This window comes from Pollutimonas subterranea, assembly GCF_002849655.1.
GTDB classification, from domain to species: Bacteria; Pseudomonadota; Gammaproteobacteria; order Burkholderiales; family Burkholderiaceae_B; genus Pollutimonas; species Pollutimonas subterranea.
Genome location: NZ_PDNW01000015.1, coordinates 34,636 through 57,827 on the forward strand (window position 1 = coordinate 34,636; position 23,192 = coordinate 57,827).

Below are 23,192 nucleotides of genomic sequence, written 5' to 3' on the forward strand. Positions count from 1 at the left end.
CATAACTGCATCTACAATAAGGGTCATGAATATCGAATTCGACGCCGCAAAAAGCGCGCGAAACGCTAAAGAGCGCGGCCTCCCATTTGATATGGCCGCAAAGTTAGATTTCGATACAGCGGTCATCAAGCCTGACATCCGCCGTAACTACGGAGAGCCACGATATCAAGCGTTCGGCCTGATTGACGACAGGCTTTATTTCTTGGCCTTTTCAGTGCGCGGTGATGCGGTGCGAATCATCAGCCTGCGCAAGGCCAACGCCAGAGAGGTACGTTTTTATGAGCAAGAAATCCAATCCCACGTTGATCGATGACGATGCCCCGGAATGGAGTCAAGAGGACTTCAAGACGGCGAAGCGGCTATCCGAAATGCCGGCTGACTTTCAGCAGGCCATCCGCCGTGCGCGTGGTCCGCAGAAGTCGCCACGCAAGGTACAGACTGCCGTGCGCTATGACGCTGACATCGTCGAAGCCTTCAAGGCAGACGGCCCAGGCTGGCAGACACGCATGAATGAAGCTTTGCGTGATTGGCTCAGGACCCATCAACGGGCGTAGACCCCGCCCGCCCCGCGTACGCGGGCATCTGAGGATTACGTATCGCATCGTCATGTTGAGTGACGCTGCTTCGCCTTGATCACGATGGGACTTTCACCCACTAGAATAAGCCCATGCTGGGCACGCCTCTCGGCTTGTCTCCCCGTTCCAGCTCCTTTGCACGGCGGGCTCATAATTCGCTTACCCGACATCCCGCACCCCGGCGTTACGTTTGCGATTAGTGGCGACTTGACGAGGCGTTTTTGGGGGCTCGCTTTCTTGGATCGGCGATCACTTTGAGACATGGACACTCCGAAGCCTTGAATCCTTAAACTTATGGATTCTTAGGTTCTTGGATTCGTGGATTTCTGAACCCTTAAATTCGTGAGTTCGAGAGTTCGTGAATTCGTGAATTCTAAACACAGTCCACGATGACCGGTTCGCCATAAGCCAGTTTCATCGTGGTTGATGCGGCGTGAAGCGCGATATCGTGGACGGAGGTGTGGCGCTGGCAGGCCAGCAGCATGCGGATGGTCCCGGCGTGGCAAATTACGATGGCGTCTTGCCGGGCGGCCAGTATCTGGGTGTGGAAGGCGTGGACGCGATGCGCCATTTCCAGGACGGTCTCGCCGGCGCCGGGCCGGTATGTGACGAGGTCCGCGGTCCAGGCGTCGATTTCGCTGCGGGCGATCTGGTCCCAGCTTTTTTGTTCCCAGTCGCCGAAGTTCATTTCGACGAGCCTTTCGTCGAAGGTGAGCGCCGAGGCGCTCAAGGCGGCGGCAAGGGGCTCGGCCAGGCATCGGCACCGCTGCAGCGGGCTGGAATACAGGGGAAGGCCTAGTGGCAGCTGTGATAACTTCGCTTGCGAAGCAATTGGGGGGGTGCTGAGGGCACCGAGGACGCGCTGCAGCTCCTGGGGGGCGACGGTGATGTCGGTGGCACCGTAGCAGACGGTGGGCGGCAGGAGCGGTACTGGATGGCGGATCAGGTAGAGACGCATGGCCGTCGGTCTGTCAGTGGGGCGTACTGCTGTAAATAAAAGCGAGGATGCCCAGGTAGATGCCAACTTCGGAAAGCTGCTGGACGGCGCCCAGGCAGTCGCCGGTGAAGCCGCCGATGCGGCGCTGGAAGTAGCGGGCCAGCCATGCTGTGGCAAGAGCACCGGCGGCAATACCGGTCAGGATGGCGGGCCACGGAATCCAGCCGCCCAGGGCTATCGCGGCCAATGGCAGCAGCGTGGTCATGGCGGCTATGGTGATTTCGGGGGCGGTCATGGATTGGGCCAGGGGCTTGGCCTTGCCTTCGTCCCTGGCGTATTCCATGCGCCAGATCAGCACTGCTGAGAACAGGCGCGACAAGGGATGGGCAATGAACAACGCGGCAATAACGGCCTGGAACTGCAGGTGCGCGAGGATGGCGCATTTCAGGAGCAGCAGCAGCCCGATGCCTATCGCACCGTAGGCGCCGACGCGCGAGTCCTTCATGATTTCAAGGACGCGCTGCCGGGTGTAGCCACCGCCAAAGCCGTCGCAGACATCCGCGAATCCGTCCTCATGGAAGGCGCCGGTCAGGTAGATGCCCGCGATGGTCGATAGCAGCACCGCGATGGCGGACGGCAGGATCAGGGCAGACAGAAAGTAAACGGATCCGGTGACGGCGGCCACCACCAGGCCGACCAGCGGGTAATAGCGCGATGCGTGTTGCAGCCAGGCCGGCTCGTACCCGACCCAACCCGGTATCGGTATGCGGGTAAAAAACTGAAGCGCAATGAAGAAGAGCCGCGATTGGTGTACGGTGGCTGCAATCACAATGGCTCCGACTTCACACTCACCTGTGCCGAATCGAAGGTGGCCATCTCACAAAGGAAATTCACGGCGGCCTGCACAATAGGCAAGGCCAGCGCGCAACCGGTGCCTTCGCCCAGGCGCAGATCCAGCTGCAGCAGCGGCGTGGCATCCAGTTTTTCCAATACGTGGCGATGCCCATGCTCGTCGGAGCAATGGCAGAACACGCAGTAATCCGAAATAGACGGCTGCAGCCGCGCAGCCACCAGCAAGGCGGATGTCACGATGAAACCGTCGATCAGCAATATCATCCGCTGCTCGGCGGCCTTCAACATGGCGCCGGCCATCATTGCAATCTCGAATCCGCCGAACGTGGCGAGCACATCCAGGGGCTCCGATACGTGCGCATGATGCGCCACGGCCATCTCGATAACGCGCCCTTTGTGGAGGACCGCATCCGGTGACAGGCCCGTACCCGCTCCAACGCAATCGGCAATAGGCGTGTCGGCGAGCTTATGGATGATGGCGGCGGCCGCCGTCGTGTTGCCGATGCCCATTTCGCCAAAGCCCAGCACATTCACCTTCGTGGCCAAGTCATTGACGAGCGCCATGCCGTGGCGCAGCGCCATGTCGCATTCGCTGGCTGTCATCGCGGGGGTGTTCGAAAAGTTGCGGGTGCCCGGACCAACCTTGCGCGAAATGAGACCGTCACGCTTGCCGAAGTCGTGATTGACGCCGGCATCGACGATGTGCAGAGCCATGCCATTCTGGCGCGCGAACACATTGATGGCCGCGCCCCCTGCCAGGAAATTTTCCACCATCTGCCAGGTAACGCTTTGCGGATAGGCGGACACGCCCTCGTCGACCACTCCATGGTCGCCGGCAAAGACCAGCATAGAGGCTCCCTGCAGCCGTGGACTTATCGTCTTCTGGATCAGTCCGGCTTGCTGGGCCAGTGTCTCGAGCATGCCCAGGCTGCCTCGCGGCTTGGTCTTGTTGTCGATGGCGGCGGCCAGGGCCTGCGAGAGCGCGGCATCCCGGGTTGGCGGCACATAGGGAAGATCCATGAAGGTCACATCCAGAGTAGGGTTACGGGGCGGCATTATAGGAGGCCTGTGATATATTTCGCGACGACAAAGGTGCTTTCGGAGTAGAAAAACGCGGCTGTAGCCTTATACCGCCCACACTCTGCGAAAGTTAAACGGGAAACAGATGCGCGCTTGCACTCAGCAAGACTCAACGCGCCCAGACTGTGCTGCCCCCGCAACGGTAAGCATGCCTCGCATGCCAGCCCGACACCGGCCTTGATCATCCCTTAGTCCATTTCCAGTTCCGTTTTTCCGGCCGCAACCACGCGTCCGATGCTGAGCCGAAAATGTCTTATTGCTTACAACGTGCGGGGACGCGCGTTTTCCAGGGTCTTTCATGCCTTTCATCTTAAACCGGCAAGCGTTTGCCGTACTCACCACCTTCATCTCCGCGACCGCCTGCGCCCAATCGGCCAGCCCCGTCTACAAACTTGACCAGATCGTCGTCACCGCATCGCGTAGTGCCCAATTGCAGAAAGACGTGCTGGGCGATGTAAGCGTCGTCAGCAAAGACCAGCTACGGAAAGCCGGACAGGATAGCGTCGCCGAAATTCTTTCACGGCAGCCGGGCGTCCAGTTCTACAGCAATGGCGGCCCTCAAACCACGACAGGCGTATTCCTGCGCGGAACCAGTCCGACCCAGACACTGGTGCTGATCGACGGCATACGGATCAACAGTTCCACCCAAGGCGGCGCCAACTGGGGCGCCATCGACCCGAACACCATAGAGCGCATCGAAATCGTGCGCGGCGCGGCCAGCAGCCTGTACGGGTCCGACGCAATTGGCGGCGTGGTCAACATCATCACGAAGAAACCGGATGGCGATCGCCCCTTGAGCGCCTGGGGCAATATCGGCTACGGTTCCTACGACACCTTCAAGTCCAGCATTGGCATTTCGGGCGCCCAGAACGGCTGGGACTATGCCCTGTCGAGCAGCATGGCCGACAGCAGCGGGTTCAACGCCACCAACCAAAACAACACCTTTAGCTATCATCCGGACCAGGACGGCTACCGGCAAAACTCACTCTCCGGCTCTCTGGGCTATACCTGGAAGCCGGGCCATCATGTTGGGCTCACGGCCTATAACGGCTATATGAATGGCGACTACGATGCCGGCGAATACGCGCACCCGGCCTATGGCATCACGCGCCAGCAAGCCTACACACTGACCAGCACGGATGATATCAACGATCATTGGCAAAGCGTCCTGCGCTTCGGCATGAGCAAGGAGTATGTCGAGAACCGCGCTTATGACTCGCATTACAGCAGCCTGCAGCGTTCCTATACCTGGCAGAACAATATCAAGCTTACCGAGAACCAGCAGATTTCCACCGTGCTGGAGCGTCTGGAAGAACGCCCGTCGCATTCGTCGTCAAGCTATTCGGTCAATCGCCGCGACACAAACTCGGCGGGCCTGGTCTATCGCGGCGACTTCTCGGCGCATCACCTCCAGGCCAGCGTGCGTAATGACAATATTTCGGGCTATGGCAACCAGGCCACCGGCGGCTTGGCGTATGACTACGATTTGAACGATCAATGGAGCATGGGCGTCGCCGGCAACACCGGGTTCCGTGCCCCGACGTTCTCGGACCTCTACAGCCCCTATGCGCCTAACCCGGACTTGCAGCCGGAGAAATCCCGCAATGTGGAGTTGAATCTGCACTACCAGACGGACGATACGCGGCTGGGCCTGGTCGCCTATCAAAACAAGATACGCGACCTGATCACGCTGGACGCCAACCGGAACTGGGCCGCGTACAACATCGATTCCGCCACCATACGGGGCGTGACGCTTACGGCCGAACATGATGTGGGCAACACCGCCTTGCGCGCCAGCGCCGATTTCATGAATCCACGCGACGATGCCAGCGGCAAGCAGTTACGCTGGCGTGCCAGGCAGGTTTACCGTGCCAGTATCGACCATCGCTTCGATGCCGTAACGGTAGGCGCCGAGTATCAGTTCACCGGCAAACGCTACGACGACGCCGACAACCAGATCAGCTTGGGCGGGTATGGCCTGCTCGGACTGACCGCCGGCTATGATTTCAGCAAGAACGTCGGCGTCCAGGTACGCTGGAACAACATCCTGGACAAGGACTACACCAATGCCTATGGCTACAACATGCCGGGCTCCAACGTGTTCGTGAATGTCTCTTTCCGGATGTAGCCGCATGAAGACCGCCGCGTGGAGCCGAGGAATCCTGCGGGTGATGCGTGCCTGCAACCTGGCTGCTCTGCCGGTCCTGGCTGCGCTCTCGCTTCACACTGCGGTCGGTGCGGCAGAGCACGCGGCGCCCGCGCATGCCATCACGCTCACGCCGCACATCACGGAGCTTATCTTTGCGGCCGGCGCAGGACATCTGATTGTCGCCACCGTGACCAGCAGCGACTATCCGCCCAGTGCCCTTGCCATTCCCCGAATTGGCGACGGCATGAACATCAGTATAGAGAAGGCCCTGTCCTTCCGCCCGGACCTGGTGGTGGCGTGGCAGGCATCGAGCGCGGCGCTCACACTGGCTCCTGCCTTGGATCAATTGCACATACCGCTGCTCTATTCAACCCCGCGTACCCTGGGCGACATCCCCCGCGAAGTCAGGCGATTCGGCGCGTTGTTCCATACCCAGGACATCGCCGAGGCGGCCGCGCAGGACCTGAACACACGCCTGCAGACATTGGAAAACGACTACTCCACCCGCACGTCTGTTCCCGTCTTCATAGAGATCGGGACCAATCCCGTCTACACCGTGGGCAACGATCCTTTGCTCAATGATGCCTTGCGCGTCTGCGGCGCGCGAAACGTCTACGCCGATGCCTTCAGCGCCGCGCCGCAGGTCAGCGCCGAAAGCGTCTTGGTGGCGCAACCTGCCGTCATCATTACGTCGGCGACTGATACCGACGCGCTGCAAGCCGCCACGGCGCGCTGGTCCAGGCTGCACCTGCCGGCAGCGCTGCGGGGCCATGTCTATGGCATCGATCCCGACACGCTCTTCCGGCCCGGGCCCCGGCTGATCGACGCCGTTGAAGCGCTGTGCCAATACATAGATAAATCACGTTAGCGCCATAAATGGATTATGCTTTTATATAGGACTCGCACAGCCCAACGCGAATATTTTCGTCGTTGCGGTCTACCCACCCGCGCATAGAACCATGAATCAAGCAGATACCCTTACCATTGCAGGCCGTTCGTTTACATCACGCCTACTCGTAGGCACCGGAAAATACAAAGATTTCGAACAAACCCGCCAGGCCATAGACGCCAGCGGTGCCGAAATCGTGACCGTCGCCATACGCCGCACCAATATCGGCCAGAATGCGGGCGAACCCAATTTGCTCGACTTCCTGCCTTTGTCCCAGTTCACCATCCTGCCCAATACGGCGGGCTGCTATACCGCCCAGGACGCCGTACGCACGCTGCGCCTGGCGCGCGAACTACTCGACGGCCACGACCTGGTCAAGCTGGAAGTGCTGGGCGACAAAGATAACCTGTTCCCCAACATGCCCGCAACGCTCGAAGCAGCGCGCACACTGGTCAGCGATGGCTTCAAGGTGATGGTGTATTGCACGGACGATCCTATCCAGTGCCGCATGCTCGAGGATATCGGTTGCGTTGCCATCATGCCGCTGGCCTCCCTGATCGGCTCGGGCATGGGCATCCTGAATCCATGGAACCTTCGCCTGGTCATCGACCAGTCCAAGGTCCCCGTACTGGTGGACGCGGGCGTCGGGACTGCCTCCGATGCCGCAGTGGCCATGGAATTGGGCTGCGATGCCATACTGATGAATACCGCCATTGCCGGGGCAAAAAATCCTGTCCTCATGGCCAGCGCCATGAACAAGGCAGTGCAGGCGGGACGTGAAGCCTTCCTGGCCGGCCGCGTGCCGCGCAAGTTCTACAGCGCCGATCCCAGCTCGCCCACCGAAGGCTTGATCCAGTCCAAGGCTTGACCCCATGATCCCGAATACCCTTAGCATCGCCGGCGTCGACCCCTCCGGCGGTGCCGGCATACTGGCCGACATCAAGGCCATGAGCGCCCTGGGCGCGTATGGCACGGCCGTGGTCGCCGCGCTTACCGCGCAGAATACCCAGGGCGTGACCGCCATCTCGGCGGTTCCCCACGAATTTGTCACCGCGCAGATCGACACCCTATTCGCCGACGTGCGCATCGATGCCGTGAAGATCGGCATGCTGGGACAGAAGCTGGTGACGCGCGCCGTGGCCGAGCGCATGGAGCACTGGAAGCCCGCCCACTTGGTGCTGGATCCGGTAATGGTGGCCAAAAGCGGCGACCATCTGCTGGAACGTGCCGCGGTCAATGAGTTGCGCGACAGCCTGCTGCCGCAGGCCACCATGCTGACGCCTAATTTACCCGAGGCCGGCGTGTTGCTGGGCTCCAGTCCCGTGGATTCCGTCCGCGAGATGCGGCGCGTAGCCGAAAAATTGCGTCGCCTGCTAGATGATCGCGGCGAACGATGGGTGTTTCTGAAGGGGGGGCATCTTCCCGGCAATGACACCATCGACGTCCTTCACGACGGCGATCGCATGATCGAGCTTCCCGGTACCCGCATCATCACACCGAATACCCACGGCACCGGTTGCACGCTGTCGGCCGCACTGGCGGCACTGCTGCCCCAAGTCAACGACGTGCCGGAAGCAGCAAGGCGCGCCAAGGCCTATTTGGTGGCTGCCATCGCGCGGTCGGGGGAACTCAGCGTGGGCAGCGGGCATGGCCCGGTGCAGCACTTTCACGCATGGTGGCCGGCGCCCTGAAGACGGGTCGGTTGCGCAAATGGGCTATAGTACATGCCATCGGCGCCCGCCCTGTATGGCACTCGCGGGCCATCCGGCATACAATTTATTACCCTTTTGTTTTTCTTTATAGAAGCTATGAACGTCACTGCGCTTTCAGAAATCGAACAAGCCCGGTTCAAAATGGTCGAACAACAGATTCGTACCTGGGAAGTGCTTGATTTCAAGGTACTGCAAGCCCTTTTCGAAGTGCGGCGCGAACGCTTTGTGCCCGCTCCCATGCAAGGCCTGGCCTTCTCCGATGTCGAACTTCCGCTCGTCATTAACGCAGTAGACACGCGCGAGACCATGCTCTCGCCCAAGGTCGAGGCCCGGCTCGCACAAGAACTGCAGCTCAAGCCCACCGACTGCATTCTTGAAATCGGCACCGGCTCGGGCTATCAGGCGGCACTGCTGTCCAGGCTGGCCCAGCAGATCACCAGCGTTGAAGTCGACAGTCGGCTGGCCGCGTTCGCGGTGCAAAACTTGCAACGCAACCATATCGACAATGTCACGGTTGAAACCGGCGATGCGCATGCGGGCTGGGGCACTACCGAGTACGACGCCATCCTGGTGACCGGTTCCGTACCCGTCGTACCCGACGCGCTGAAGTATCAATTGCGCATCGGCGGACGCCTGGTCGTGGTCGTGGGCCAGAACCCCGTCATGACGGCCTGTCGCATCACCCGCACCAGTGCCGCCAGCTTCGACACGAAAACCCTGTTCGACACGGTGATCAAGCCATTGCGCGGCGCAACCGTTACTCAGTTCAAATTCTAGAATGCCCATAGCCTCCCGTTACGCGAGGCTATGCTTCGCGCTGGCATTAATCGCCGGCGCCGCCCCGGTGCACGCCCAGGACCTGCTGCAGGTATGGCAAAAGGCGCTGCAACGCGACCCGATTTACGCCGCCAACAGCGCCAGCCGCGATGCCGACCAGGAAAGAGTCCCGCAGGCGCGCGCCCGCCTGCTTCCGTATATCACGGCAGACGGCGTCGCCGAGGTTGACCACCGCCGCCGCTTGCGCGACCTGAGCAGCAGCAACAGCCAGCGCCGCGCCTTTTGGGCACTTACCCTCGTGCAGCCGATCGTCAACATCGGCGCCTGGGGCGAGCTCAAGCGGGCCGACTACATCGCCAAGTCAGGCGACGTGGCAAAAGCGGCATCCTACCAGGACCTGGTCTTGCGGGTTTCGCAAGCGTATTTCGACGTGTTGGCGGCCCAGGATACCTTGCGGGCGCTGGAGGCCGAGAAAACGGCCGTGCAGTCGCAGTTGCGCGCCGCCCGGCAGAGCTTCGAACTGGGTAGCACGACCATCGCCGATACCTATGAGGCGCAGGCGCGCCTGGACCTGCTCAATGCCGGCGAGTTCCAGGCCCGCAATGTATTACAGGTCAGCGCAGACCAGCTCGCCCGCATCATCAACGAGCGGCCGGGCCCATTGGCGGAGCTCGCGCCCGACACGGTGTTACCTGGGCCTACACCCAATCGCCTGACCGACTGGACAGCGCAATCGTCGCATGCCAACCTGGCGGTCGCGCAGGCCGACCTGGCGGCAAAGATTGTTGAAAAACAAATCGACATTGCCAAGAGCCAGCACTACCCTACCCTGCAGTTGCAGGCGCAAACGGGCAGTGCGTCGGACAACGGCCTGTACAGTCCGGACGGCGGACCGCGATCGCTGGACACCACCGTCGGCCTGCAATTGTCCATTCCCATCTTTACCGGCGGCGAGATCTCATCGGTCGTGCGCGAACAATCGTCGCGATTGCAGCAAGCCCGCTACCAGCTTGAAGACGCCCGGCGCCAGGCGATCCAGTCGACCCAACAGTATTTTTCCGGTGTCACATCGGGCCTGGCCCAGATCGAGGCGCTTCAGTCTGCCGAAAAGTCCAGTCTGGCCTCGCTCAACGCCAACCAGACGGGGTACGAGATAGGCGTGCGCATCAACATCGACGTCCTGAACGCCCAGCAGCAACTGTACGAGACCCAGCGAAGCTTGTCCCAGGCACGCTACAACACGTTGATGAACAGCCTTCGGCTGAAGGCCAGCAGCGGCATCCTTAGCGACCAGGACATTGTCGCCATCAACCACCTGCTGACCATCAAGCGCTGATTACCGGGCATCAAGCCCGGGCGCGGCTTAGCCGCGTATCTTGGTCAACAAGCGCGTGGTCGAGCGTTCGAACTCGAATGGAATGGCCACCGCCCTGCCGCCCCAGCTCTTGACACTGGCGGTTTCGGGAAGGGTATCCATGTCGTAGTCGCCGCCCTTCACAATGAGGTCCGGGCGCAGCTGTTCGATAAGGGTTTGCGGCGTGTCTTCGCCAAAGTCGGTGACCACCGACACACAAGCCAGTGCGGCGATCAAGGCGGCGCGATCGGCCAGCGTATTGAGCGGCCGGTCTGCGCCTTTGCCAAGGCGCCGCACCGAATCGTCGGTGTTCAGCGCCACGATAAGCGTGGCGCCCAGTTGCGCCGCCTCGTCCAGGTAGGTGGCATGCCCCCGATGCAGAATATCGAAGACCCCGTTCGTAAAGACCAGCGGGCGCGCAAGGCGCCCGTCCTGGACCGCAGCGATGCAGTCTTGCCGCGAAAGCATCTTGGACTCGAAGCGCGCTGCCATTATGCTGGCGTGCCGTCCTTCAGCAAGCCCTTGCGATACCTGTTCAGGTCTTGAACTGTATTGAAGCTGGTTTCCATCAGCAGCGACATATTATGCAGAATGCGCGAACTGACCTTGCCTTCCCATTCCTTGTCGAAGTGAATCTGGTTGTCCAGCCAGTTCTCGAGCCAGCCCGGCGTCGGCAGCTTGGACTGCACCGTGTCCAGCGGATACATGTCTTTGTTGACGTGCAGGTTGGTGGGGTGCAAAGCCTGCGGCGTACGATGCGCCGAGGCCATCAGGACGCCGATCTTGGCGAAGGCCATGCGGGCGCTGGCGCCGAATTCCTTGCTTTGATGCATGAGGGCGCGCTTCATGTAGCGCAAGTAGGCGCCCGCATGACGTGCCTCGTCTTGCGCAATGATTTTGTAGATGGACTTGATGACGGGCTCGGTATGCCAGTCGGAAGCACGGCGATACCAGTGGTTCAGCCGGACTTCGCCGCAGAAATGCAGCATCAGGGTTTCCATGGCAGGCGCCGGATCGAATTCAAAGCGTACTTTATGCAGCTCTTCTTCGGTAGGTACCAGTTCCGGCCGGAAACGGCGCAGGTACTCGATAAGGGCCAACGAATGCTTTTGTTCCTCGAAGAACCATACCGACATGAAGGCACAAAAATCGCTGTCGTCGCGATTGTCGCGCAGGAACATTTCCGTAGCCGGCAAGGCCGCCCATTCGGTAATGGCGTTCATTTTGATCGTGTAGGCCTGGTCGTCCGTCAGCTTGGTGCCGTCGAACTCATCCCAAGGAATATCGGTGCCCATGTTCCAGCGCACCGCTTCCATCGATTTGAACAATTCAGGATAAAGCATAGGAATCTCTCTTAAATATGACGCGTAAGCGCCCAAATGGCTACACCCAAAGCCACCGCCAGAACGGCCGTCAGCACCGTCAAGAGCCGGTTCGTCTGTTGCTGGGCCAGACGAAGGCGCTCAAGCTCCAAGTTTAACCTAGGCCCGGTGTCAGGCCTGTTAAGGTTGGTGTAGACCAGCCGCGGGATCTGGGGCAGGAGCTGTGCCCACTGGCTGGCTTCTTTGTCGAGGCGTTTGCGCAAGCCTGGCAGGCCTATGCGCTCGTGCATCCACTTTTCGAGGTAGGGCTTGGCGGTTTGCCATAGATCCAGGTTGGGATCCAGGTCGCGCCCCATGCCCTCGACGTTCAGCAATGTTTTTTGCAGCAGCACCAATTGAGGCTGGATCTCGACGTTGAACCGGCGCGACGTCTGGAACAACCGCAGCAGCACCTGCCCCAACGATATTTCAGAAAGGGGCCGGTCGAAATACGGCTCGCAGACCGCGCGCACCGCGCCTTCGAGATCTTCTTCCCGCGTGGTGGCGGGAACCCAGCCCGACTCGATGTGCAACTGCGCCACCCGCCGGTAATCGCGCTGGAAGAATGCCAGGAAATTCTGCGCCAGATAGTTTTTGTCGAATTCGGATAGAGACCCGACAATACCGAAATCCAGCGCAATGTAACGGCCCAGCGTTTCAGGCGCATCCGACACATAAATATTACCCGGATGCATGTCGGCATGGAAGAAGCCGTCGGCAAAAACCTGCGTAAAGAAAATTTCCACGCCGGTACGGGCCAGCGCTTTTATATCGATATTGGCCGCCTCCAGCCGCTGGATCTGGCTGACTGGAATGCCGCGCATGCGCTCCATGGTGAATACCGTCGTCGCGCAATATTCCCACACGACTTCGGGCACCATGAGCAAGTCGCCACGGCCCGTATCAGGTCCGAAGTTGCGCCGCAGCTGGCTGCAATTGGAGGCCTCGCGAATAAGGTCGAGCTCGTCGTGCAGATAGATATCGAACTCGGCAACGACCTGGCGCGGCTTCAGGCGACGCGCATCGGCAGCCAGGCGCTCGACCAATCCAGCCAGCGCGCGCATAAGCGTGAGGTCTTTCTCGATGGCCTCGCGCATGCCTGGACGCAATACCTTGACGGCCACTTCGCGGCCATCATGCAGTACGGCAAAGTGCACCTGCGCGATGGAGGCCGACGCAACCGGGTCGGCGTCAAAGTGCTTGAACAGGGTATGTGGCGAGGCACCCAGAGCCGCCTCGATCAGTGCGGCCGACTGGTCCGACGGGAACGGCGGCACGCGGTCCTGCAGCAGCGCCAGCTCAATGGCGATATCCAGGGGAATCAGATCGCGCCGCGTGGACAGCACTTGCCCGAACTTGACGAAAATGGGTCCCAGCGATTCCAGTGCCACGCGCAGCCGTACGCCGCGGGCCATCTTGGGCTTGCGGCCCAGCCGGACGATACGCAATAGACCGTAGGCGATGGGATGCTTGATGCTGGACAGGACGAGATCGTCGAGCCTGTAGCGCAAAGCAACGATGATGATGTGAATGAGCCGGAGAAAGGTGAACATGCTCAGCCCTTCTGCAAAGGGCTGACGGCGGTCGCCGCAGGACGGCCGCCAAGGCTGCGGCCTGCAGCGTGCACCGCTGGCGGCTTGAGCCTGGACACGCGTGCATCGAGCTGGTCCAGCCTTGCGCACATGGCTTGCAATTGCGCGGTGGTGTCGTCGAAAGCTGGCCGGCTTGCCATCATGCCGCTTTCATGGGACAGGAATTCACTGACATTGCCGGCCAGGCGCTCGGCCGATGACTGCATGCCTGCGGCGATGTCCTTTCCGGTCTGCAGCAGGCGCCGCGCGGCCATGTCGCCAACCAGCCTGGACAGGTCCTCTTCGGGGTCCCAGCGCAGGTCGCGCGCCAGGTCCGACACCAGATGCGCCAGCCCCGCGTCGCCTTCGATATGCATGAGCTCGGTGAGCAGCGATGGATCGCGGGCGCGAAGCACTGCGGGCAACTGCGCTATCTTGGAGGCCGGAATCGTAAGTGTGACATCCGGCAAGATGGCCGGATCGGAGGACTGGACCAGCCCCCCCGCTTGCACGGTCAGGCTGGTCTTGATGTTGCCCACGATGAAACGTGCCGTCTTGCCGGCGTGGCGGCTTAGTCGGTCTCGCGCCCAGTCTTCGCGCTGCAGCAGCTTGTTGAGCATGCGGGCATGGATCGCCGCCGGAGCAAGAAAGGAGGGCAAAGGAAACATGTTGGTGGTATGCGGCAAAGCCGGTTCAGGTGAGCGTGTAAGGCAAGAACTCAAGTTTAACGGTTTTACGTGACATCAATCCTGAGAACCCGCGATGAGTCCGTGCCGGCGCGCTATGGCAAAGGGGCACCATTGCGGTGCCCCTTTTCGCGCCTTATATCTTTATCACACGCTTAGCTGGCGTACTCGACGGGGATTTGCTGAATGCCTGCCAGCAACCAGCCTGCGCCGTCGCCCTTATACAGGTTCCAGACTTCCTCGAAGCGGAAGGCTTCGGCTTCCTTGGCTTCGCGCAACATGCCTGAATAGCGCACGCTGGCCAGGTGGCCGCCCGAAACCGCCTCAATACCCAGCAGTTCGGCATTGAGCAATACGACCTGCGTTTCGTTGCCTTCGCTGCGTGCCAGGATTTCAGGCTTGACTTCGGCAATGAGGTCGTCGGTCATGTATTCGCGCAGTTTGTCGAGGTCGCCGCTGTCCCAGACTTGCTGTATTTCGATGAACTGCTTCTTGGCATTGGCCAGGAACGTGGAGCTGTCGAAATCGCCGGGAATGAACCATTTGTCGTCCACCGGAGGCGCAGGCACCGCGGCAACGGCAGCAGCCGTGGCGGCGGATGTTGCGGCAGAAGTCGCCGCCGAGGCAGGCTGGCTGGACTCGCGCCAAGTATTCTGCGACTGCGTTCCTTGCGACTGCGTATGCTGGCGATGCAAGGGGTTGGGGGCCGAGCCGGCCTGTTGCATGGCCGGACGCGCTGCGCCGCCACGCAGCTTGCGCACGATGAAGATGACGGCAAACACAAGCAGGCCGATCAGCAACATGCTGGACATCATTTCAAGAAACGCGCCGGACAAGCCCATGCTGGAAAGCAATGCGGCAATACCAAGGCCGGCTGCTATGCCCGCGATGGGGCCCAGAAAGCGGGACATGCCGCTTTTGGCGGCTGTGCCGGCGGCTGCGGCGCCCGCTGCAGGCGCTGCATTGCGCGTCATGTTGTTGGCGGCAGGCGGCGTAACGGCCTGGCGCTGCTGCGTTACGTTGGAAGACTGCCGGCCGAAACTTTTGCCGCCGCCCGCACGGCGCGCTTCGGCGTCGAAGGACACCGAAAGCATCGCGCCGGCCGAAACGACCATCAACGCAATGGCTATAAACCGTGAAAACCCATGGGTCATGTAGTGCTCCTGTTGTGTGGGGCGCTGACCGCGCACCACCGAAATATAGATTTCGTCTTAATGAATTCAGTGACAGCAAAAAAATCTTACTGGAACCTGAACGTTAGCATAAATTAAGACGCTGCAACACACAAAAAGTTCCTTCGCACGAGAAGACAAGCCTTCGCGAAGCAGCCATACTGTGTGACGCGATGGGAATCAGCCCAGATTGACGCCTTCGTGCAAGGCGACCATGCCGGCGCTGAGATTGAAATAGCGAACCCGCGACAGACCGGCGGTTTCGAGCATGCCCGCAAGCGTGGCCTGGTCGGGGTGCATGCGTATGGATTCGGCCAGGTAGCGGTAGCTTTCTTCGTCGCCCGCCACCTTCTTGCCCAGCCACGGCAGGATATTGAAGGAATACCAATCGTAGGCCGGCGCCAGCGGCTTGGCCACGCGCGAGAACTCCAGCACCAGCAGTTTGCCGCCCGGCTTGAGCACGCGCCGCATTTCCGCGAGCGCACGGTCTTTGTGCGTCATGTTGCGCAAGCCGAAAGCGACGCTTACGCGATCGAAATAAGCCGATGGATAGGGCAGTTTTTCGGCATCGCACACCGCTGTGGGAATAAGCATGCCGCTGTCGGTAAGGCGATCGCGCCCCACCCGCAGCATGGAGTCGTTGATGTCGGTAAGCCAGACTTCGCCCGAAGGACCGGCCCGCTTGGCGAATGCGCGTGCCAAGTCGCCCGTGCCGCCGGCGATATCGAGCACCTTCATACCGGGGCGCACATCGGCGCGGCCGATAGTGAACGCCTTCCAGACACGATGCAGCCCCACCGACATGAGGTCGTTCATGACGTCGTAACGACTGGCCACCGAGTGGAAAACCTCGGCGACCTTGCCTGCCTTTTCTTTTTCGCCTACGGTCTTGAAACCGAAATGCGTGCTGGCTTCGGCGGACGAAGCGGATGGGCCGTTATCTGGCGAGGGAGTACGGGTATTTTGCATGGTTTGATTATCGTACAACATTATGTCCCGCCTCACGGCAAAAAAACCGGCACCGCATGACCGTTTTCACAAACCTGAAATATTGGCGCCATATTATGCCTAGTATGCATTTTTCCTGAACTATCATTCATCTTCAATACTGACCAGACCCTATGAGCACCACCATACTAGTTGTAGAGGACGAGCCGGCGATCCAGGAGCTGATCGCGGTAAACCTTTCGTTTGCCGGTCACAAGGTGCTGCGCGCCTTCGATGCCGAACAGGCTCAAACCTTGATCCGCGCCGAGCTCCCCGACCTCATCGTGCTGGACTGGATGCTGCCCGGTGCTTCCGGCATCACGCTGGCCCGGCAATTGCGCTCCGACGAGCGTACGCGCCAGGTGCCCGTCATCATGCTGACCGCCAAGGGCGCCGAGCACGACAAGATCGAAGGGCTGGAGGCCGGTGCCGACGACTACATCACCAAGCCGTTCTCGCCGAAGGAACTGATGGCACGTATCAAGGCGGTTCTGCGCCGGCGCGCGCCCCAGCTGACCGACGATCTGATCCAGATCGGCACCTTGCTCCTGGATCCGGCCACGCACCGGGTCAGGGGCGGAGAAATATCGTTGACCGTCGGTCCCACCGAGTTTCGCCTGCTACACTTTTTCATGACGCACACCGAGCGCGTCTTTTCGCGGGCACAGTTGCTGGACCAGGTCTGGGGCGATCATGTCTTCGTCGAAGAACGCACGGTGGACGTACATATCCGGCGCCTGCGCAAAGCCCTGGAACCCAGCCAGCACGAGAACCATATCGAGACCGTTCGCGGCGCGGGCTACCGGTTCACCGCCCAGCCGCCCAAGTTCGCATAGCCCTGCCATCAAACACGCTCACCACGATTCCCCTTGAAACCTTGCATACATGACTAAGACATTAATAACCATAGGTATATGGGCGGCATTGGGGTGGTTGACGGGATCATGGCTGGGAGCAAGCACCGGCTGGGCAGTATTTGCCTTCGGCCTGCTCCTGATGATATTGGTCAGTGGCCTGCAGCTCTCGCGCATCTCGAAGTGGGTCAGGAATATCGAGGAGCCGCCCCCGCCGTCTGTCGGGCCCTGGGACGAAGTGCTGGCGCCCATATACCGCAAGCTGCGCCAGGACAGGAAGGAAATCGACGAGCTCACCCGCCAAGTCGATGTCATTATGCTCGCCGCCGAGGCCTTGCCCGACGGGGCCATAACCCTGAATGAGTCGATGCTGTTGACCTGGTGCAATCAGACTGCCTGCGATCATATCGGTCTCCAGCTGGAAAAGGATCGCAACCACAGCATTTTCAACATACTGCGCGCTCCTGAATTCAACCGCTACGCGCGACAAAGCACCTGGCCCGGCCCCGTATTGCTGCACCTGCAGAACGAGGGCCAGGAAAAATCCCTGCTGGTGCAACTGGCGCCTTATGGCGTAGGCCGGTTCCTGATCGTCACGCGCGATGTCACCCAGGTCGAAAAACTGGAAACCACGCGCAAGGATTTCGTGGCCAATGTGTCCCATGAGCTGCGGACGCCGCTGACTGTGCTGTCCGGCTTCCTGGAGACGATGCGCGACATGCCTGCCGAGTCGCTGAGCGCCGAACAGAAAGAGCGCTACCAGAACATGATGCTGGAACAGGCCGAGCGCATGCAGGCGATCGTGGCAGACCTGCTGACCTTGTCCACGCTGGAGTCCGCGCCCACGGCCAGTGGCGAGCCGGTGCGCATGAGCACCGTCATTCACGAGGCGTTGCGCCAAGCGCAGATACTGTCCCGAGGACAGCACGTCTTTATCGAGAATATCGCCGAAGACTTGTGCGTTACCGGCATGGAAACCGAATTGGCGTCGGCTGTGTCCAATCTTCTGACCAACGCTATACGGTATACCCCCAAAGATGGCACGATCACGGTCAGCTGGTACCGCACGGAAAGCGGCCACGCCTGCTACTCGGTGCAGGACACCGGAATAGGGATTGCGTCGCAAGACATTCCACGCCTGACCGAGCGCTTCTACAGGGTGGACCGAGGTCGTTCGCGCGCCACCGGCGGCACGGGCCTGGGCCTGGCCATTACCAAGCATGTCGCCATGCGCCACAACGCCGAACTGACCATACACAGCCGCCTGGGGGCGGGCAGTATTTTCTCTGTGGCATTTCCTCCGAACCGGGTCAGTATCGAGGAGTCGTAGGGGGTACGTCAATTGCAGCAATATTTAGCGAAATAACATTAAAATGGCCGCTGACCTGATATGGAGCCTTTGATGTCGCAAACTACCATCCCCCCATTCCACCTTGCATTTCCTGTGCGCGACCTGGCTGAGGCGCGCACATTCTATGGCGAATTGCTAGGCTGTCCCGAAGGCCGTTCATCCAATGAATGGATAGATTTCAATTTCTTTGGCCACCAGATCGTCACGCACCTGGCGCCCGATGAATGCGGCAGCACGGTTACGAACAATGTCGATGATCACAACGTTCCCGTACGCCACTTCGGCGCGGTACTCGACATGAACGTCTGGGAATCGCTGGCCGAGAAGCTGAAAGCCGCCGGCACCAAGTTCGTCATCGAGCCCTATGTGCGCTTCAAGGGCGAAGTCGGCGAGCAAGCCACCATGTTCTTCCTTGATCCCTCGGGCAATGCACTGGAGTTCAAGGCGTTCAAGAATATTGAGTCCCTGTTCGCCAAATAAGGGCGTCTCACCGCATGCCGTGGGAAATCGTGCCGCAAGGCGATCGCTGCCTGGTGCTGGTCTTCGGGGACCAGGTCAATATCGAGATCGGCCTGAAATGCGCCACGGCCGCGGCTGCGCTGCGTGCCGCCCGCATCGACGGCATCAGCGACATCGTTCCCACGTTCAATTCGGTTGCACTGCATTATCAGCCCCGCCCATCCGGGGCGGACACCGGCTTCCGGCACCTGGCCGGCGAAATCGATAAAGTCCTGGAGCAGGCATTCGCCCGGAATGCCGCGCCCATTACACCCCGGCAAATCAACATTCCCGTATGCTACGGCGACGCCTATGGCCCCGACCTGGCCCACGTTGCGCAGCACTGCCATCTTTCGCAAGACGAGGTAATTCGCCTGCACAGCGAGACCCCTGCGCACGTTTTCATGCTGGGATTCGCACCGGGCGCGCCGTATATCGGCATGCACGACCCAAGGCTGGCCATCGGCCGGCGCAGCACTCCGCGCACCGACGTACCCGCCGGTTCAGTGGCCATCGCCAACTTGCAAACGATGATCTATCCCAATATGTCGCCGGGCGGCTGGCATATCATCGGCGCAACGCCGCTGGTGTTGTTCGATCCATTCGAAAGTCCGGCCGCCTTGCTGGCGCCCGGAGACACGGTCCGGTTTATTCCCATCAGCGCCGAAGAATTTCTTGCCGCAAGGCACGAGCGCGCATGAGCATCACCGTTATAAAGCCGGGCTTGCTGTCAAGCTTCCAGGACCTGGGCCGATTCGGCCATCAGCACCTGGGCGTACCGGTGGGCGGCGCAATGGATGGCCGGGCCCACCGGCTGGCCAATCTGCTGGCCGGCAACACCGGGGATGAAGCTACGCTTGAGGTCACACTGGTCGGGCCCACATTGCGCTTTGACGCAGCGGGCTGCATCGCCATCAGCGGCGCTCACCTGAGCCCCACGCTTAACCAACAGCCCATACCCAATAATCGTCCGCTGATCGTGCGTGCCGGCGATGTCCTTGCGTTCGGCGCCCGGACCGCTGGATTGCGCTCATATATCGCCTGGAACGGCGGCATCGCACTGCCTTCGGTGCTGGGCAGCCGCAGCACTTACCTGCGCGGAGGCTTCGGCGGTTTCCATGGACGGGCGCTCAGGAAAGGCGATGTGCTCAACATGCTGGGCGAACTGGACGCAAGCGCACTCGACGACCTGGAGCAGGAGCTCTGGAGGATCAAAGTGTATTTGCCGGCGATACTGGGCCTGGTCCCCAGGGCGTCGATACGTGTCATGCGCGGCGCGCACACCCCGCTGTTTACCGATGGCTCGATTGCCGATTTCTTTGCCGGTGAATACCGCATCGGCCCACAGTCCGAGCGTATGGGCTACCGCCTGCAGGGTGCGCAACTGTTGCTCAAGAGCAGCACCCAATTGCTGTCGGAAGCCACCAGCTTCGGCAGCATACAGGTCCCGCCTGACGGCAATCCCATCATCCTTATGGCGGACCGCCAGACGACCGGCGGCTACGCAAAAATCGGGCATGTGGCCACCGTCGACCTGCCCGTTATCGCGCAATGCATGCCGGGCGAAACCCTAAGCTTTACGGAAATTGCGCTGACTCAAGCCCAACGGCTGGACAGCCAAAGGGAAGAGGCCTTCGCGCAATTGCACCGGGACCTGTCCCCTCTGCGCGCCCTATTCGAGCGCTAAGGCCGTGGCCCGGCTATCCACCACAGTGAGTATGGACAAAAAGCCGCTGATGTCGAAGACTTCGTGCACATGAGGCTGCATGCCGCACAAGACCAGGCGACCGGACTTCTGCTTCAAACGCTTGGCAAGTAAAAGCATCACCCGCAATCCGGCGCTGGAAATGTAGTCGAGCCGGCCCATATCGAGGACCCACCGGTGCTCGCCTTGTTCGACCAGGGCCAGGAGTTCGGATTCCAGCGCTGCGGCATTGGCGCTATTGATCTGGCCGGCCGTGGACACGACCAGTACTTCTCCGATTTTTTCGCTAGTAAGGCTCATGGGACTACCATAATGTTGGAAGTAAATTGTTGATTGAAGAATCAAATAGTATCTGGACAATATAATACGCGACAAAACACGCTGGCCATACCAGTACGCTGTTTGGCTACCAAACAGCGTACTGCCGTAGTCGGAACCTTCAAAGGTCATCCCCGTGAAAAAAATAACGCTGCCGCCGCTCCCGCCCAGCACGCGCCCCCCCGACCTGGCCTACGCCTCATCGGAGATACCGCCGCACTTTGCCCTGATAGGGCTGGCCCTGCAACATGCGGCAACGGCGCTTGCCCTGATCGCCTATGTGCTGGCCTCGGCAAAGATCTCGGGGCTGAGCGGCGACGTTACACGCAGCATGGTAACGGCCACCATCATCGGGATGGCCATGGCAACATTCTTCCAGTCCTGGGGCGGACGGCTGGGGTCAGGCACCCTGCTTGTGCATATCCCCGACCCGCTCCTTGTCGTGCTGTCGGGCATGGTAGCCGCGGAGTACGGCGCCGGAGGACTGGTCGCGGTCGGATTGGTGAATGGCGCCATGGCGCTGGGTGCCGGCTACCTGGTTCCACGCCTGCGGGCTGTTCTGCCGCCCACCGTAGCCGGCGTCGTCATCTGCATTGCCGGCCTGTCGCTGACGGCATCAGCCTTGTCGCACACCACCGGCATGGGCCAGACGGGTGAGGTGGATGGCCGCGACGCGCTGATAGGCGGCTGTACGCTGCTGGTCATCATGGCACTGTCCATATGGGGCAGCCGCCGCGTCAAGCTGTTTGCCTTGTTGTGCGGCCTGATTACCGGTGTGGCACTGGCGGCCATCCTGGGCAATCTTCACGGTGTCGAGACATTGGCGACAACCCCGGTATTCGGCCTTCCACATATTCCCGTCCCGGTGCTTAATGTCGACCCCGGCCTGCTGGTGGCTATCGGCCTGCTGGCCGTCATGACGCAACTCGACACCTTCGGCAGCGTCGTGCTGATGCAGAAAATGAACGACAGCGACTGGCGGCGCGCGGATATGAACATGGCCGGCCTCGGCATCAGGGCCAACGGCCTGGCGAATCTGCTCGGCGCATGGCTGGGAGCCTACCCCAACGCCACCTCGTCCGCCAATATTGCGCTATGCCATATAAGCCGGTCCACATCGCGCTGGATCGGCCTTGGCACGGCAGGCGTGTTGGCGCTGCTGGCCTTCCTGCCGCAGGTGTCCATGGCCTTGACATTGATTCCCACTCCCGTCATCGGTGCGGTTGAAATCTATGCGGCCGCCTACCTGGTGGTCTCGGGCATTGAACTCATTGCCTCGCGTGCGCTGGATTCGCGAGGCATCTTCATGGTGGGCCTTTCGTTCATTGCAGGAATGGGCGTCATTTTCCTGCCAGGACTGGCCGATACGGCACCCGCCTATGCGCAATTTTTGGTCAAGAACGGCATTATCGTTGCCGGGATCACCGCCATCAGCCTGAACCTGCTCTTTCGCCTCGGCACATCGCAACGCGCCACGCAGGTACTGGACACCAAGGCCATCGACATCCCGCTTACGCAGCAGATCGTGAATTTCGTTGAAAGCAAGGGCGCCGGCTGGAGCGCGCGCCGCGAGGCCGTAAGCCGTGCGGCGCAAGCGGCGCTGGAAGCTGCGGAAGCCATACAGTCGGCAGACGACCGCCAACTGGTGGAGATCCGCGGCAGCTTCGACGAATTCAATCTTGATATCGAGCTCCTGCACCGTGGGCCCCCGCTGATACTGGACGCATCCCGGGCCGCGTCCGACCCCAACCTGCTGGATATCGAGGACGAGGCGTTCAATGCGGCGCTGGACCAGGCGTTGGCGGGCGTATCGCACACGCTGCTCAAGCGCCTTACCGACAAGCTCAGTAGCGGAATTCGAGGCGAATATTCCTACGTCCGGTTACACTTCGATCATTAGCCTCTTTTTTTGACGCCATGTCGACACTTGCCACCCTGTCGCTGATCCCAGGCCCCCAAGCCATACCGCAAGCGCTGGCGTGGCTGGAATCCGTCGCCGAGCAGCAACATTGGGCCCCGCGCATGGCCTTCAAGCTGCAACTGTGCCTGGACGAAGCACTGACAAATATTGTCACCTACGGCTTTGGCGACCAGCCTGGGCGCGATGCGCAGGGGCATATTGCATTGTCCATAAGCGCAGAGGGCCAACGACTCGCATTGGATATCATCGATAATGGGATCGCCTACGATCCAACGCAGGGCCAGCCGGCTGCGCTTGCAGAGTCGCTTGACGACGCAACTATCGGCGGTCACGGTCTGCGGCTCATGCAACATTATCTGGAAGACATCGAGTATCGGCGCGTCAACGAGCAGAATCACCTGCGCCTGACTGCGACGCCTGAACCCGATCCCGTCGGCTGAACC

25 protein-coding genes and 1 riboswitch are annotated in these 23,192 nt (G+C 60.6%); of the genes, 15 read left to right on the top strand and 10 right to left on the bottom strand.

All coding sequences use genetic code 11. The features are described 5' to 3' along the window. The first annotated feature begins 25 nt into the window (after nt 1-25). Together CR159_RS15930 and CR159_RS15935 are read left to right on the top strand one after the other, a co-directional pair. Nucleotides 26-313, top strand: a complete 288-nt coding sequence (locus CR159_RS15930; RefSeq protein WP_102074958.1) for a BrnT family toxin — start codon at nt 26-28, stop codon at nt 311-313. After that, nucleotides 279-554 carry a BrnA antitoxin family protein gene (locus CR159_RS15935; protein WP_102074959.1) on the top strand — a complete coding sequence of 92 codons (276 nt, stop codon included), beginning with the start codon at nt 279-281 and terminating at the stop codon, nt 552-554. The genes CR159_RS15930 and CR159_RS15935 overlap by 35 nt, the downstream gene beginning before the upstream one ends. A 394-nt stretch (nt 555-948) precedes the next feature. Here CR159_RS15935 and CR159_RS15940 read toward each other — a convergent pair whose 3' ends face one another. From CR159_RS15940 to cobT, 3 genes are read right to left on the bottom strand one after another with little or no spacing between them, the layout of a single operon-like run. Then, nucleotides 949-1,599 carry a histidine phosphatase family protein gene (locus tag CR159_RS15940; protein ID WP_369406256.1) on the bottom strand — a complete coding sequence of 217 codons (651 nt, stop codon included), beginning with the start codon at nt 1,597-1,599 and terminating at the stop codon, nt 949-951. Further along, entirely contained in the window at nt 1,547-2,341 is a 795-nt protein-coding gene (locus CR159_RS15945) for an adenosylcobinamide-GDP ribazoletransferase (RefSeq protein WP_439650556.1), read from the bottom strand. The genes CR159_RS15940 and CR159_RS15945 overlap by 53 nt, the downstream gene beginning before the upstream one ends. After that, nucleotides 2,338-3,384, bottom strand: a complete 1,047-nt coding sequence (gene cobT, locus CR159_RS15950; RefSeq protein WP_102074961.1) for a nicotinate-nucleotide--dimethylbenzimidazole phosphoribosyltransferase — start codon at nt 3,382-3,384, stop codon at nt 2,338-2,340. The genes CR159_RS15945 and cobT overlap by 4 nt, the downstream gene beginning before the upstream one ends. 69 nt (nt 3,385-3,453) lie before the next feature. Further along, nucleotides 3,454-3,623, top strand: a riboswitch (cobalamin riboswitch). A 119-nt stretch (nt 3,624-3,742) separates the two neighbouring features. On the opposite strand from cobT, the gene CR159_RS15955 reads away from it, so the two are divergent. From CR159_RS15955 to CR159_RS15980, 6 genes are all read left to right on the top strand, one after another. Next, nucleotides 3,743-5,572, top strand: coding sequence for a TonB-dependent receptor domain-containing protein (locus CR159_RS15955; RefSeq protein WP_102074962.1), 1,830 nt, complete (start codon nt 3,743-3,745; stop codon nt 5,570-5,572). Nucleotides 5,573-5,576: 4 nt separating this feature from the next. Beyond that, nucleotides 5,577-6,461: a cobalamin-binding protein gene (locus CR159_RS15960; protein ID WP_158238551.1), complete on the top strand. Its 885-nt coding sequence runs from the start codon at nt 5,577-5,579 to the stop codon at nt 6,459-6,461. 91 nt (nt 6,462-6,552) lie between these two features. After that, the gene (locus CR159_RS15965) at nt 6,553-7,350 is read left to right on the top strand and encodes a thiazole synthase (protein ID WP_102074964.1); all 798 of its coding nucleotides are present in this window, start codon (nt 6,553-6,555) and stop codon (nt 7,348-7,350) included. Nucleotides 7,351-7,354: 4 nt separating this feature from the next. Next, nucleotides 7,355-8,173: a bifunctional hydroxymethylpyrimidine kinase/phosphomethylpyrimidine kinase gene (gene thiD / locus CR159_RS15970; RefSeq protein WP_102074965.1), complete on the top strand. Its 819-nt coding sequence runs from the start codon at nt 7,355-7,357 to the stop codon at nt 8,171-8,173. A gap of 117 nt (nt 8,174-8,290) precedes the next feature. Beyond that, nucleotides 8,291-8,971 carry a protein-L-isoaspartate O-methyltransferase family protein gene (locus CR159_RS15975; RefSeq protein ID WP_102075030.1) on the top strand — a complete coding sequence of 227 codons (681 nt, stop codon included), beginning with the start codon at nt 8,291-8,293 and terminating at the stop codon, nt 8,969-8,971. A 1-nt stretch (nt 8,972) separates the two neighbouring features. Continuing rightward, nucleotides 8,973-10,307: a TolC family outer membrane protein gene (locus CR159_RS15980; protein WP_102074966.1), complete on the top strand. Its 1,335-nt coding sequence runs from the start codon at nt 8,973-8,975 to the stop codon at nt 10,305-10,307. 27 nt (nt 10,308-10,334) lie between these two features. Here CR159_RS15980 and CR159_RS15985 read toward each other — a convergent pair whose 3' ends face one another. The 6 genes from CR159_RS15985 to ubiE all read right to left on the bottom strand — a co-directional run bounded on the left by CR159_RS15985 (nt 10,335) and on the right by ubiE (nt 16,084). Next, on the bottom strand, nt 10,335-10,820 hold the full coding sequence (locus CR159_RS15985; RefSeq protein WP_102074967.1) for an adenylyltransferase/cytidyltransferase family protein: 486 nt from the start codon (nt 10,818-10,820) through the stop codon (nt 10,335-10,337). Further along, nucleotides 10,817-11,668: a ferritin family protein gene (locus CR159_RS15990; RefSeq protein WP_102074968.1), complete on the bottom strand. Its 852-nt coding sequence runs from the start codon at nt 11,666-11,668 to the stop codon at nt 10,817-10,819. The genes CR159_RS15985 and CR159_RS15990 overlap by 4 nt, the downstream gene beginning before the upstream one ends. An 11-nt stretch (nt 11,669-11,679) precedes the next feature. Continuing rightward, the gene (ubiB, locus tag CR159_RS15995) at nt 11,680-13,239 is read right to left on the bottom strand and encodes a ubiquinone biosynthesis regulatory protein kinase UbiB (protein WP_102074969.1); all 1,560 of its coding nucleotides are present in this window, start codon (nt 13,237-13,239) and stop codon (nt 11,680-11,682) included. A gap of 2 nt (nt 13,240-13,241) precedes the next feature. Next, entirely contained in the window at nt 13,242-13,925 is a 684-nt protein-coding gene (locus CR159_RS16000; protein WP_102075031.1) for a ubiquinone biosynthesis accessory factor UbiJ, read from the bottom strand. 173 nt (nt 13,926-14,098) lie between these two features. Next, nucleotides 14,099-15,097, bottom strand: a complete 999-nt coding sequence (locus CR159_RS16005) for a Tim44 domain-containing protein (RefSeq protein ID WP_102074970.1) — start codon at nt 15,095-15,097, stop codon at nt 14,099-14,101. A gap of 198 nt (nt 15,098-15,295) precedes the next feature. Continuing rightward, nucleotides 15,296-16,084: a bifunctional demethylmenaquinone methyltransferase/2-methoxy-6-polyprenyl-1,4-benzoquinol methylase UbiE gene (gene ubiE / locus CR159_RS16010; protein WP_102075032.1), complete on the bottom strand. Its 789-nt coding sequence runs from the start codon at nt 16,082-16,084 to the stop codon at nt 15,296-15,298. Between the two features lie 152 nt (nt 16,085-16,236). Here ubiE and phoB point away from each other — a divergent pair, with 152 nt between their 5' ends. The 5 genes from phoB (at nt 16,237) to CR159_RS16035 (ending at nt 20,492) form a co-directional block, all read left to right on the top strand. Further along, nucleotides 16,237-16,938 (top strand): phosphate regulon transcriptional regulator PhoB, encoded by a 702-nt coding sequence (gene phoB, locus CR159_RS16015; RefSeq protein WP_102074971.1) that lies wholly within the window; start codon nt 16,237-16,239, stop codon nt 16,936-16,938. Between the two features lie 49 nt (nt 16,939-16,987). Next, complete coding sequence (phoR, locus tag CR159_RS16020) at nt 16,988-18,286, top strand: phosphate regulon sensor histidine kinase PhoR (RefSeq protein WP_102074972.1); 1,299 nt, start codon at nt 16,988-16,990, stop codon at nt 18,284-18,286. A gap of 69 nt (nt 18,287-18,355) precedes the next feature. Further along, on the top strand, nt 18,356-18,787 hold the full coding sequence (locus CR159_RS16025; protein ID WP_102075033.1) for a VOC family protein: 432 nt from the start codon (nt 18,356-18,358) through the stop codon (nt 18,785-18,787). A 14-nt stretch (nt 18,788-18,801) separates the two neighbouring features. Continuing rightward, nucleotides 18,802-19,506: a 5-oxoprolinase subunit PxpB gene (gene pxpB, locus CR159_RS16030; protein ID WP_102074973.1), complete on the top strand. Its 705-nt coding sequence runs from the start codon at nt 18,802-18,804 to the stop codon at nt 19,504-19,506. After that, nucleotides 19,503-20,492 carry a 5-oxoprolinase subunit C family protein gene (locus tag CR159_RS16035; protein WP_102074974.1) on the top strand — a complete coding sequence of 330 codons (990 nt, stop codon included), beginning with the start codon at nt 19,503-19,505 and terminating at the stop codon, nt 20,490-20,492. The genes pxpB and CR159_RS16035 overlap by 4 nt, the downstream gene beginning before the upstream one ends. On the opposite strand, the gene CR159_RS16040 is transcribed toward CR159_RS16035, so the two are convergent. Continuing rightward, complete coding sequence (locus CR159_RS16040) at nt 20,478-20,810, bottom strand: STAS domain-containing protein (RefSeq protein ID WP_102075034.1); 333 nt, start codon at nt 20,808-20,810, stop codon at nt 20,478-20,480. The two genes, CR159_RS16035 and CR159_RS16040, sit on opposite strands and share 15 nt — an antisense overlap. 154 nt (nt 20,811-20,964) lie before the next feature. Between CR159_RS16040 and CR159_RS16045 the strand changes: the two genes are divergently transcribed. Both CR159_RS16045 and CR159_RS16050 read left to right on the top strand, forming a co-directional pair. Next, nucleotides 20,965-22,728 carry a uracil-xanthine permease family protein gene (locus CR159_RS16045; protein WP_158238552.1) on the top strand — a complete coding sequence of 588 codons (1,764 nt, stop codon included), beginning with the start codon at nt 20,965-20,967 and terminating at the stop codon, nt 22,726-22,728. Nucleotides 22,729-22,745: 17 nt separating this feature from the next. Next, nucleotides 22,746-23,189: an ATP-binding protein gene (locus tag CR159_RS16050; RefSeq protein WP_102074976.1), complete on the top strand. Its 444-nt coding sequence runs from the start codon at nt 22,746-22,748 to the stop codon at nt 23,187-23,189. The last annotated feature ends 3 nt before the right edge of the window (nt 23,190-23,192 follow it).